The following is a 12,322-nucleotide window of genomic DNA, read 5'->3' on the forward strand; positions in this document are numbered from 1 at the left end:
GACGGTTGCAACCGACGGGGCCGCGGATTCATTCCGGGCCGGGCACTACGTTCATGCTCGCACACCGGCGGCGAAGCGAACAGCGACCGCCCGGCCCGCCCGGCGGCCTGTCCTCGCCGTCTCCGGGCCGTCCACGTGCCGTCTCCGGGATTCATGTCACATCGACGCGATGACCATCGTCAACGTGACACGAAGCAGGCTATCATAGATAGCGTCAGTTCGACGAAAAGCAGTTCGACGAAAGTAGAAAGGGTGCGTGACGTGACCACCGCCCAGACCACGGAGCTCGACGTACAGCCGACTCCGCTCGCCCTGTTGCTGCTCGGCCGCGAGGCCGACCCGAAGAGTGAGCGGGGTGTCGAGTGCCCCGGCGACCTGCCCTCGCCCTCCGACCCGGACCTGGTCGAGCGCGCCCGCGCGGCCAAGGAGAAGCTCGGTGACAAGGTCTTCGTGCTCGGCCATCACTACCAGCGCGACGAGGTGATCCAGTTCGCCGACGTCACGGGCGACTCCTTCAAGCTGGCCCGGGACGCGGCCGCCCGCCCGGAGGCCGAGTACATCGTGTTCTGCGGTGTGCACTTCATGGCCGAGTCGGCGGACATCCTGACGTCGGACGACCAGAAGGTGGTCCTGCCCGACCTCGCCGCCGGCTGCTCGATGGCCGACATGGCGACGGCCGAGCAGGTCGCCGAGTGCTGGGACGTGCTGACCGAGGCCGGGATAGCCGAGCAGGTCGTGCCCGTCTCGTACATGAACTCGTCCGCGGACATCAAGGCGTTCACGGGCCGGCACGGCGGCACGATCTGCACCTCGTCCAACGCCCAGCGGGCGCTGGAGTGGGCGTTCGAGCAGGGCGAGAAGGTCCTCTTCCTGCCCGACCAGCACCTCGGCCGCAACACCGCGGTCCGCGACATGGGCATGTCCCTGGAGGACTGTGTCCTCTACAACCCGCACAAGCCGAACGGCGGGCTGACCGCCGAGCAGCTGCGCGCGGCGAAGATGATCCTGTGGCGCGGCCACTGCTCGGTGCACGGCCGCTTCAGCCTGGAGTCGGTCGAGGACGTCCGCGCCCGGATCCCCGGTGTGAACGTGCTCGTGCACCCCGAGTGCCGGCACGAGGTGGTCGCCGCGGCGGACTACGTCGGCTCGACCGAGTACATCATCAAGGCGCTGGAGGCGGCCCCGGCCGGCTCGAAGTGGGCCATCGGCACCGAGCTGAACCTGGTCCGCCGGCTGGCGAACCGTTTCGCGCCCGAGGGCAAGGAGATCGTCTTCCTCGACAAGACGGTCTGCTTCTGCTCGACGATGAACCGCATCGACCTCCCCCACCTGGTCTGGACCCTGGAGTCGCTGGCCGAGGGCAAGCTGGTCAACCGCATCGAGGTCGACCAGGAGACCGAGGCGTTCGCCAAGCTGGCGCTGGAGCGGATGCTGGCGCTGCCGTAGCCGGACCCGCGCGGGCCCCGGATCACCCCGACACCGGCTCCAGGTCGGGGTGGGCCGGGTCCAGCGTGACGACGGTCCCGTCCGGGCACAGCACCACCAGGGCACCCTCGTCGAGGAACACGCGCGCCGCCGCGTAGCCCGGCTCGGCGACATGGTCGGCGCGCGCGGGGGACTCCCACAGCAGGGTGCCCTTGCCCGTGTCCAGGGCGGCGACCCGCCCGGAGGCACTGGCCGCGAACACCGTGCGGCCCTGCCCGTCGGCGACGGGCACGCCGGGCTGCTGGAGGGTGGTCGAGGTCGCCCACAGGCGCTTGCCGGTCCCGGGCGCGTAGGCGGTCAGCAGGCCGCTGGAGGAGGCGAAGCAGAGCACGCCGCCGACCAGGGAGACCGTGCCGCGCGGACCGCCCGTCAGCTTCTTCTTCCGTACGGCCGCGGTGTCCGGGTCGATCAGCAGGACCTCGGTGTACGTCGTCTCCGCGGAGGTCCGGCCCTCCCGCCGGGACATCACGAAGACCAGGTCGCCGTCGACGGTGCCGACGTGCACGGCGTCGCCGTCCGGCACGCTCACCTTCCGGGGTGTGCCGTCGGCGGGGTCGACGGCGTAGAAGACGGTGCGTGACGGTGTGCCCGCGTTGGTGCAGCCCGCGTACGGAAGGCCGTCGACGTCGTGGACCTGGCAGGAGTAGCCGGCCCCGGCGTCCAGCGTCGTGGTCCAGCGCGTACCGCCGTCGCGCGGGTCGCGGGCCGTCACGCGCGGGCCGTCCGGGATCAGCAGCAGATCCCCGACGACGGCGGGCGCCTCGTAGCTGTCCGCCGCCGGGCGCGACCAGAGCCGCTCGCCGGTGCCCGCGTCGAGGGCGACGAGGGTGGCCGCCGTGTCGTTGCCCGCGCTGTTCAGGACCGACTGTCTGACCAGCACCACGTCGTCGTGCACCCCGACGAGCGTGCTGGCGTACCTCACCCGTGTCACGCCCGAGGGCAGGGGCTCCGCGCGCCAGTCGAGCCGGCCCGTCGTCCCGTCGACCCGGATCGGCAGGGTGCCGTCGCCCCCGCAGTACAGGGCGCCGCTGCCCGTCGTGCAGGACAGGGAGCCGCCGTCGGCCACCCCTCCGGCGCCGCCCAACGGCTCGCGCACCCCGCTCGCGGCCGTCGCGAAGACGGACGTCCGCCAGGGCTGCCAGCCGTCGGGAAGGGGGTCCCAGCGGGAGGACCCGGCGCCCGCGGAGCCGGGCTCCGCCGTCGAGTCGTCCCCCTGGAACGGGTCGAACAGGAAGGAGCCGGTGACCGCCACCGCGAGGACACCCGCCACCGCGGCCAGCACCGGCCACCGCAACAGCCAGGACCGACGGCCCGCCCGAACCCCCCGGACCGACTCTCCGGGCACGACCCCACCGGGCGCGAAGCCGCCGGACACGGACCCGCCGGACACGGGCCCGCCGGGCGCGGACCCGCCGGGCGCGAAGCTGCCGGGCGCGGATCCACCGGGCGCGGACCCGCGAGGCGCGGAGTCGCCGGACGCAGACCCGCCAGGCGCGGAACCGCCGGACGCAGACCCGCCAGGCGCGGAACTGCCGGGTGCGAAGCCGCCGGACGCGGACCCGTCAGGCGCGGAACCCCGGGGCGCGGAGTCGCCGGACGCAGACCCACCAGGCACAGAGCCGCCGGACACGGACCCACCAGGCGCAGACCCGCCAGGCACGGACCCGCCGGACGCAGACCCACCAGGCGCAGACCCGCCAGGCACGGACCCGCCGGACGCAGACCCACCAGGCGCAGACCCGCCAGGCACGGACCCGCCGGACGCAGACCCACCCGGTACGGAGCCGCCCGGTACGGAGCCGGGCGGCGCCGGATGGCTGGGCGCCGAACGGCTGGGCGCCGAACGGCCGGAGGCGGCCCGCCCGAACATGGCCAGCCCGAGTACGGCACGGCCGAGTGCGCCACGGCCGAGTCCGGCACGGGCGAGTGCGCCACGGCCGGGTGCGGCACGACCGGGTGTGGCGCCGCCGGGTGTGGTGCAGGCCAGTGCGGGAGGGGTCGGTGTGCGCAGGGGCACCGTCGGCTCGTCGCCCGGGTCCGGCTCGGGCAGCGCGCCCGCCAGCTGCCGGCCCAGTTCGTCGAGTCCGGGCCGCTCGCCGGCCTCCTTGGCCAGACAGCGAACCAGCACCGCGCGCAGCGGTTCGGCGACCGGGTCCACCGACGGTTCCTCGTGCATGACGCGGTACGCCGTCATGTAGGGGCTGTCGGCGTCGAAGGGGCCGCGGCCCGTGGCGGCGAACACCAGCAGCGCGCCGAGCGAGAAGACGTCCGAGGCGGGGCCCACCGAGCGGGCGTCCTTGAACTGCTCCGGCGACATGAACGGCGGGGTGCCGATCGCGTGCCCCGTCTCGGTGAGGGTCTGGTTCTCGGTGGCGCGGGAGATGCCGAAGTCGATGACGCGGGGGCCGTCCTCGGCCATCAGGACGTTCGCCGGCTTCAGATCGCGGTGCACCACACCCGCCCGGTGGATGTCCCGCAGCGCCTCCACCAGCCCGAGAGCCAGCCGGCGCAGCTCCGTACCCTTCAGCGGGCCGGCGTCGCGGATACGGGCGGAGAGCGCGGCACCCGGCACGTACTGGGTGGCCATCCAGGGCCGTACGGCCTCCGGGTCGGCGTCCACGACCGGAGCGGTGAAGGCACCGCTGACCTTGCGGACCGCCTCGATCTCCTGCCGGAACCGGGCCCGGAAGACAGCGTCCTCCGCGTACTGCGCGTGCACCAGTTTCACGGCGACATCACGTCCCGAACGGGACCGGCCGAGGTAGACGACGCCCATCCCGCCCGACCCGAGGCGGTCGACGATCCGATATCCGCCGAGCGCCTTCGGGTCGCCCTTGTGCAGCGGCACGTGCCGGTTCCCTTCCCCCGCCGGACAGTTCGATCCACAGGATAGGCAACGTCAGCCCGCCGAGACCGGTGTCCGGTCGGGGTGGGCCGGGTCGACGGTGAAGACCGTGCCGTCGGCGGTCACCACCACCACCGACCCCTTGTTGATCAGAACGCTCGGCTCGATCCCGCCGGCCAGGACCTCGGCACGGGCGTCCGACTCCCACAGCAGGGTGCCCTTCGCCGCGTCCAGGGCCGCCATCCGGCCGCTGGTGGTGGCCAGGTACACGGTGTTGCCCTCGTCGTCCAGGGTGACGGCACCGGGTGACTCCATGTTGGTGTGGCTCTCCCACTTCCGGTTGCCGGTGAGCGGGTCGACGGCGGTCACCAGGCCGCCGGAGGTGGAGAACCAGAGCGTGTCGTGCCGCAGCACCGCCTGCCCCCGGAACGTGCCGGTCAGTTCGGTCTCCTCGCGCTCGCCGCTGTCGGGATCGATGCGCACGATGCGGTGGTACGTGACGTCGCCGCTGAGGAAGGGGTCCTCGTCGTCCGACTCCACGAAGACGAGCCGCCCGTCGAGGGAGCCGACGAGGAACGCCTTGCCCTCCACCGAGGTCACCCGGCGGGTGGTGCCGTCGGCGGAGTCGATGACGAGGTACTGGGTGGCGTCGGAGTTCTCCTCCTGCGTCACGCACTCCACGTAGAAGCGGTCCTCCAGGGAGGTCGGTGTGCAGTAGTGGCCGGCGGGCAGGGACACCTGCCAGCGGGCCGTGCCGTCGCTCGCCGAGCGGGCGGTCAGCGTGCGGCCGTCGCCCTCCTCCATCAGGGCGAGACCGTCCGCGGAGACCGATCCGAGGCCGTCCTTGTAGGTGTCGCGGGTCCAGAGGGTCTTGCCGGTCTCGCTGTCGAGGCCGAGGACGGCCTGCACCTTCGTCCCGCCGGACTCCTCGTCGACGACCAGTTCCACGAGCACCACGCCGTCCTGCACGCCGAAGACCGACGTGGTGTACAGGTCGGCCGAGGTCCCGCCGGGCGCGATGTCGGCCCGCCACCGGATCTTCCCGGTGGCGCCGTCGATCCGTACCGGCAGGAGGGCGCTGCCCCCGCAGTAGACGGCGCCCCCGCCCCGCGCGCAGAACGGCGCGGTGGCGGTCCCCCTGGTGTCCGGGGCCTTGCGCAGTCCGCTCGCGGCGTCCGCGGTCACGGTCGTCTGCCAGGGCTTCCAGCCGGAGGGGAGCGCCGCCCAGCGGGAGGCGGCGGACGCGCCGGACGACGGGGCCGGGCCGCTGCTCGCCGCCGGGCTGTCGTCGGCGAATCCCGGACCGTAGGTGATGTAGCCGAGCAGGCCCAGGGAGAGCGCGCAGGCCGTGCCGGCCGCGGCCCACACCGGGCGCATACGCCGTCGTCGGCGGCCGGAGCCGGTGGTGGTGCCGGTCGCCGCGGTGCGGTCGGCGGCGTTGCCCGGGTCGGTCTCCGGGGCCGCGGCCCGCAGCGGGCCCAGCCGCAGGGTCATCGTGGGCGGATCGTCGTCGCCCACGGGCTCGGGCAGGACGGAGGCGAAGTCCTGCGCGAGTTCCTCTAGTCCGGGCCGGTCCTTGGCCTCCTTGGCCAGGCAGCGCTCCAGGACGGTGCGCAGGGGGCGCGCCACCCCCTCCAGCACGGGCTCGTGGTGGACCACCCGGTAGGCGGTCAGATAGGGGCTGTCGGCGTCGAAGGGGCCGCGGCCGGTGAGGGAGTACGCGAGCAGCGCGCCGAGCGAGAAGACGTCGGAGGCGGGGCCGACCGAGCGGGCGTCGGTGAACTGCTCCGGCGACATGAAGGGCGGGGTGCCGATCATCTGGCCGGTCTCGGTGAGGGTGTTGTGGTTCTCGGCCGCCCGGGAGATGCCGAAGTCGATGACGCGGGGGCCGTCCTCGGCCATCAGGACGTTCGCCGGCTTCAGATCGCGGTGCACCACACCCGCCCGGTGGATGTCCCGCAGCGCCTCCACCAGCCCGAGGGCCACCAGCCGTATCTCGGGGCCCCGGATCGGGCCGCCCTCGCGGATCCGGTCGGCGAGCGAGCGTCCGGGCACGTACTGGGTCGCCATCCAGGGGCGTGGCGCCTCCGGGTCGACGTCCACGACCGGTGCCGTGAAGGCGCCGCTCACCCGGCGGACGGCCGCGATCTCCTGCCGGAACCGGGCCCGGAAGACGGCGTCCGCGGCGTACTGGGCGTGCACCACCTTCAGCGCGACCTCGCGCCCCGACCGTGACCGGGCGCGGTAGACGACCCCCATGCCTCCGGCGCCCAGCCGGTCGACGATCCGGTATCCGCCGAGCGTCCTCGGGTCGTCCTTGTGCAGCGGCACGTCCCGATTCCCTTTCGCCGCCGAGCAGTTCGAGCGCACAGCATAAGGAACCGATCCACCGGAAAAACCGTCGGCGCGACGGACGGGGTGTCCGCCGCGCCGACGTGCCGTCAGACGCCGGCCGGTTCGGGCGTCTTCTCGGGCTGTGCGGCCTGCCGCTTCAGGGCCCGCTTCCTGGCCCGGCGTTCCTTGCGCAGTTCGAGCATCGCGTAGAGCGTCGGGACGAGGAGCAGGGTGAGCAGCGTCGAGGTGATCAGACCGCCGATCACGACCACCGCGAGCGGCTGGGCGATGAAGCCGCCCTGGCCGGTGACGCCGAGGGCCATCGGCAGCAGGGCGAAGATGGTCGCCAGCGCGGTCATGAGGATGGGGCGCAGCCGGTGCCGGCCGCCTTCCACCACGGCCTCGACGACGCCGTACCCCTGCTTGCGGTACTGGTTGATGAGGTCGATCAGCACGATCGCGTTGGTCACCACGATGCCGATGAGCATCAGCATGCCGATCATCGCCGGGACGCCCATCGGGGTGCCGGTGACGAGCAGCAGACCGATCGCGCCGGTCGCCGCGAACGGGATGGAGACCAGCAGGATCAGCGGCTGGACGAGCGAACGGAACGTCGCCACCAGCAGCATGAACACGATCGCGATCGCCGCGAGCATCGCCAGGCCCAGGTTCTTGAACGCGCTGTCCTGGTCGGAGGAGACCCCGCCGATCTGGGCCGAGGCGCCCGCCGGGAGCTTCAGCGCGTCGATCCTCGACTGGAGCTGGGTGCTGACCGCGCCCGTGTTGTCGCCGGTCGGCCGGGCGGTGACGGTGGCCGCGCGCTGCCCGTCGATCCGGGTCATCGACACCGGGCCGTCGACCAGTTGGACGGTGGCGATGTCACCGAGCCGCACGGAGCCGAGCCGGAGGGCCTTCAGCTCGGCCAGGGTCCGCGTGGGCGTCGCCGAGCGGATGACGACATCGCGTTCGGTGTCGTCGAGGACCGCCTTCGCCGTCGTCGTCCCGCGCACGGCCTGGGTGACCGCCGCGCCCAGCGTCTGGTCGTCGAAACCGGCCGCCGCCGCAGCGGAGTTCGCCCGGACGGAGATGCGCGGCACGCTCTGCGAGAGGTCGCTGGTGACGTCGGTGACGTGGTCGAGCCCGGCGACCGCCTTGCGGACCTGCTCGGACGCCGTGCGCAGCACGTCCGCGTCGGCCGCCTTCACCACGACGCTCAGGTCCTGGCTGCCGAAGCCGTCACCGGCGGCGACCGTGGTCGTGCCGATGCCGTCGAGCTTCTTCAGCCCGTCCTCGATCCGGCTCTGGACGTCGTCGTAGGACGCCGAGTCCTCCAGCATCACCTGGTACGAGGCCTGGTTGGTGTCGGTGCCGCCGCCGAAGGCCGCCAGGAAGCCGGAGGAGCCGACGGTGACCTGGTAGTCCTTCACCCCGTCGACGCCGGCGAGCAGGTGCTCGACCTTCTTCGCCTGGACGTCGGTCGCGGCGAGGCTGGTGCCGGGCTTCAGCTCCTGCTTCACCGTCAGGACCTGCTGCTCGCCCTGGTCGAAGAAGTTGGTCTTCAGCAGGGGTGCCATGCCGAAGGTGCCGAGGAGGACGACGACGGCGAGGGCCACGCTGGTGAGCCGGCGCCGGGTCGCGAACCTGAGGACGGGGACGTAGATCCGCTGGAGCCGGCTCCGGTTCTCCTTCTCCTCCGCCGCGCGGCGGGCTTCCTCGGCGTCCTCGGGGGTGCCCTTGGGAGCGCGCAGGAACCAGTACGACAGCACCGGTACGACGGTCAGCGAGACCAGGAGGGAGGCCAGCAGGGCGGCCGTGACGGTCAGGCTGAACGCGCCGAACAGGGCGCCCACCATGCCGCCGACCAGACCGATCGGCAGGAACACGGCGACCGTGGTGAGGGTGGAGGAGGTGACCGCGCCGGCCACCTCGCGGACCGCGGTGAGGATCGCGGAATGCCGCTCCTCGCCGTAGCCGAGGTGGCGCTTGATGTTCTCCAGGACGACGATCGAGTCGTCGACGACCCGGCCGATCGCGATGGTCAGCGCGCCCAGGGTCAGCATGTTGAGCGACAGGTCGCGGGTCCACAGCACGATCAGGGCGAGGACCACCGACAGCGGGATGGAGACCGCGGTGACCAGCGTCGAGCGGACCGACGCCAGGAACACCAGGATGACGAGGACCGCGAAGAGCAGACCGAGCGCGCCCTCCGTGGTGAGGCCCTCGATGGCCTTCGAGACGGCCGGGCCCTGGTCGCTGACGACGGTGATCGTCGCTCCGGAGCCGAGGTCCTGGCGCAGGCCGGGCAGCTTGTCCTCGACGGCGTCGGAGATGGCGACCGCGCTGCCGTCGTGGTCCATGGTGACCATCACGGCGAGGCTGGGCTTTCCGTCGGTGCGGGTGAGGGAGTCGACGGGCGCCTCCTCCTGCTTCACCGTGGCCACGTCACCGAGACGCACCGGCTTCCGGCCGGCCGCGCCGGGGATCCGCAGGTCCTCGATCTGCTGGACGGAGGTGTAGCCGCCGCCGACCCGGACGGTGCGGTTGCTGCCCGCCTCGTCGAAGGAACCGGCCGGGACGGTCGCGCCGCCCGCCTGGAGGGCCAGCGCGAGGGACTGCGTGGTCAGGCCCGCCTTGGCGAGCTTCGCGTCGGCCGGCGTGACGGTGACCTGGAGGTCGCGGACGCCGGCGACGGAGACCTGGCCGACGCCGTCGATGTCCTTCAGGGCAGACACCACGGTGGAGTCGAGCTGGTCGGCGAGGGCCTGCTGGTCCTTGCCGGAGGTGACCGCGAGGACGACGGTCGGCATGTCGTCCGTGGAACCGGCGACGACCTGCGGGTCCACCGAGTCCGGGAGCTGGGCGCGAGCCCGGTTGACGGCCAGCTGGACGTCGGCGACCAGCTGCTTGGTGTCGTTGCCGTAGTCGAAGGACGCCACGACGAGGGCGTTGCCCTCGCTCGCGGTGGAGGTGACACCGGTGATGCCGTCGACGCCTTCGAGGCTGTTCTCGATGGGTTCGACGACCTGCTTCTCGACGACGTCCGGGGCGGCGCCCTGGTAGGGGGCGAGCACGGACACCATCGGCAGTTCGATGGTGGGCAGCAGCTGCTGTTTGAGCTGCGGGACGGCGATCGCGCCGAAGACGAGCGCGATCAGGGACATCAGGCCTATCAGGGCCCGTTGCGCGAGGCTGAATCGGGACAGCCAGGACATGGGATACGGGTCTCTCTTCTGTGAGCGGCAGAAGTCGTGCCGAATACGGCCCCTCAACCCTGTGCCCTCACGACCCGGTGATCCGTAAGCCCCAGGTCCAATTCCTTATGTCCCTCATACTCCGGCCGCAGTACGCGCGGTCGGGGTCACTCCACCCTCGGGCGGACCAGCCCCGACTCGTACGCGATCACCACGAGCTGGGCCCTGTCACGGGCGCCGAGCTTGCCCATGGCCCGGTTGACGTGCGTCTTCACCGTCAGCGGGCTGACCTCCAGCCGCTCGGCTATCTCGTCGTTGGAGTGCCCGCCGGCCACCTGGACGAGGACCTCGCGCTCCCGCACCGTGAGGGCGCCGAGGCGCTGCGCCCGGGCGGGGTCGAGGTCGTCGGGGGCGTCGCCCTGCGCGAGGAAGCGGGCGATCAGGCCCTTGGTGGCGGCCGGGGAGAGCAGGGCCTCGCCGCCGGCGGCGATCCGGATCGCGCTGAGCAGCTCCTCCGGCTCGCTGCCCTTGCCGAGGAAGCCGGAGGCGCCCGCGCGCAGCGACTGCACCACGTAGTCGTCGACCTCGAAGGTGGTCAGGATGACCACCCGGACCTGGGCGAGGTCGGGGTCGGCGCTGATCTGGCGGGTCGCGGCGAGGCCGTCCGTGCCGGGCATGCGGATGTCCATCAGGACCACGTCCGGACGCTCCTCGCGGGCCAGCCGGACGGCCTGCGCCCCGTCGGACGCCTCCCCCACCACCTCCATGTCGGACTCGGAGTCGACGAGCACCCGGAACGCGCTGCGCAGCAGTGCCTGGTCGTCGGCGAGCAGGACGCGGATGGTCATACGGGGTCCTCGGCTGTCCGGGTACGGGTCTTGACGGGCAGGATCGCATGCACCCGGAACCCGCCTCCGTAGCGGGGACCGGTGGTGAGGGTGCCGCGCAGGGCGGTGACGCGTTCGCGCATGCCGAGCAGACCGTGCCCGCCGCCGGTGACCGGGGCCTCCTCGGGCCCGGGGGCTCCGTCGTCGAGGACCGTGATCTCGATGTGCGGTCCCACGCGTACGACGCTGACCTCGGCCTTCGCGTCCGCTCCCGCGTGTTTCTGGACGTTGGTGAGGGCCTCCTGGATGACCCGGTAGGCGGCCAGGTCCACGGCGGCGGGGAGGGTCGTGCCGTGGTCGGCCCGGGCCACCTCGACCAGCAGGCCGGCGTTGCGGAAGGTGCCGGCCAGCTCGTCGAGGCGGTCCAGGCCGGGGGCCGGTTCGGTGGGGGCCTCCGGGTCGCCGGACTGGCGCAGCAGGCCGACGGTGGCGCGCAGCTCGTTGAGCGCGGAGCGGCTGGCCTCGCGGACGTGGGCGAGGGCCTCCTTGGCCTGGTCGGGGCGCTTGTCCATGACGTGCGCGGCGACCCCGGCCTGGACGTTGACGAGGGCGATGTGGTGGGCGACGACGTCGTGCAGGTCGCGGGCGATGCGCAGGCGTTCTTCGGCGACGCGGCGGCGGGCCTCCTCCTCGCGGGTGCGCTCGGCCCGCTCGGCGCGCTCGCGGATGGCCTGGACGACGGCCCGGCGGCTGCGGACGGCGTCGCCGGCGGTGGCGCCGATGCCGGTCCAGGCGAGGATGCCGAGGTTTTCCTGCGCGTACCAGGGCAGCGGGCCGGCCAGCATGGCGGCGCTGGTGAGCGCGGTCGTCGTGAGCAGACCGGCGCGCAGGGTGGTGGGGCGGTCGGTGGTGGCGGCGACGGTGAAGAGGGCGACGACGGCGGACATCGCGACGGGGGCGCGGGGGTCGCCGGTGACCAGCTCGACGACGGAGAGGGTGCCGGTGACGGCGAGGACCGTCATGGGGGCGCGGCGGCGGAAGACCAGGGCGATGGCGCCGAGGGTCATCAGCAGGAGGCTGAGGGGGTCGGGGGTGCGGATGCTCCAGCTGACGCTGTGGCCGCTGTGGGGGTCGACGAAGGAGCCGGCGAGCATGCAGAGCAGGACGCCTGCGGCGAGGGCCGAGTCGAGGGCGAGGGGGTGGGCCGTCAGCTCACGCCGGGCCCGTGCGAGGGGGGTCACTGTGTGCTTACCGTCGCTCTCCTGGCCGTGGCTGGGGGCTCGCCGCCCCCAGGCCCCCGCTTCGGCCCTGAACGGGCCTCGTCCTCAAACGCCGGACGGGCTGTTCACCAGGACCTTCTCACCCGGGGATCAACCCGTCGTCGCTCAGCATCTCCCTGACCTCCTCCAGGCTCGCGTCCGGGGTCGGGAGGATCAGTTCCGAGGGTTCGAGGGCGTCGTCGGGCAGGGGCTCGCCGAGGCGGCGGACCGCGTCGAGGAGGGCGCCGAGGGTGCGGTGGAAGGCGGTGTCGTCGCCGCCCTCCATCTCCGCGAGCAGTTCGTCGTCGAGCTTGTTCAGCTCGGCGAAGTGGGAGTCGGCCAGTTTCCACTGGCCCTCCCCCATGATCCGTACGATCATGT

Annotated in this window: 7 protein-coding genes; 1 reads left to right on the forward strand and 6 read right to left on the reverse strand. The window is 72.7% G+C overall.

The annotated features are described in order from the left end of the window. The first annotated feature begins 261 nt into the window (after nucleotides 1-261). The gene (nadA, locus tag ABZ490_RS37215; RefSeq protein WP_359000673.1) at nucleotides 262-1,446 is read left to right on the forward strand and encodes a quinolinate synthase NadA; all 1,185 of its coding nucleotides are present in this window, start codon (nucleotides 262-264) and stop codon (nucleotides 1,444-1,446) included. A gap of 22 nt (nucleotides 1,447-1,468) precedes the next feature. On the opposite strand, the gene ABZ490_RS37220 is transcribed toward nadA, so the two are convergent. From ABZ490_RS37220 to ABZ490_RS37245, 6 genes are all read right to left on the reverse strand, one after another. Continuing rightward, nucleotides 1,469-4,333 (reverse strand): protein kinase, encoded by a 2,865-nt coding sequence (locus ABZ490_RS37220; RefSeq protein ID WP_359000676.1) that lies wholly within the window; start codon nucleotides 4,331-4,333, stop codon nucleotides 1,469-1,471. Between the two features lie 51 nt (nucleotides 4,334-4,384). After that, nucleotides 4,385-6,661, reverse strand: coding sequence for a PQQ-binding-like beta-propeller repeat protein (locus ABZ490_RS37225; RefSeq protein ID WP_359000679.1), 2,277 nt, complete (start codon nucleotides 6,659-6,661; stop codon nucleotides 4,385-4,387). Nucleotides 6,662-6,771: 110 nt separating this feature from the next. Beyond that, a complete protein-coding gene (locus ABZ490_RS37230) occupies nucleotides 6,772-9,876 on the reverse strand; it encodes an efflux RND transporter permease subunit (RefSeq protein ID WP_359000682.1) in 3,105 nt (1,034 codons plus the stop codon). 146 nt (nucleotides 9,877-10,022) lie between these two features. Next, a complete protein-coding gene (locus tag ABZ490_RS37235; RefSeq protein WP_359000685.1) occupies nucleotides 10,023-10,703 on the reverse strand; it encodes a response regulator transcription factor in 681 nt (226 codons plus the stop codon). Then, on the reverse strand, nucleotides 10,700-11,923 hold the full coding sequence (locus ABZ490_RS37240; RefSeq protein WP_359000688.1) for a sensor histidine kinase: 1,224 nt from the start codon (nucleotides 11,921-11,923) through the stop codon (nucleotides 10,700-10,702). Before ABZ490_RS37240 ends, ABZ490_RS37235 begins: the two co-directional genes overlap by 4 nt. Nucleotides 11,924-12,041: 118 nt before the next feature. Next, nucleotides 12,042-12,320 carry a hypothetical protein gene (locus ABZ490_RS37245; RefSeq protein ID WP_359000691.1) on the reverse strand — a complete coding sequence of 93 codons (279 nt, stop codon included), beginning with the start codon at nucleotides 12,318-12,320 and terminating at the stop codon, nucleotides 12,042-12,044. Between the last annotated feature and the right edge of the window lie 2 nt (nucleotides 12,321-12,322).

Source organism: Streptomyces sp. NPDC005811, from assembly GCF_040630405.1.
Lineage (GTDB): Bacteria > Actinomycetota > Actinomycetes > Streptomycetales > Streptomycetaceae > Streptomyces.

Bases quoted from the DNA above. Each gene is read 5' to 3' on its own strand.
- ABZ490_RS37230 (WP_359000682.1), bottom strand. From the start codon at position 9,876: ATGTCCTGGCTGTCCCGATTCAGCCTCGCGCAACGGGCCCTGATAGGC.
- ABZ490_RS37245 (WP_359000691.1), bottom strand. From the start codon at position 12,320: ATGATCGTACGGATCATGGGGGAGGGCCAGTGGAAACTGGCCGACTCC.
- ABZ490_RS37235 (WP_359000685.1), bottom strand. From the start codon at position 10,703: ATGACCATCCGCGTCCTGCTCGCCGACGACCAGGCACTGCTGCGCAGC.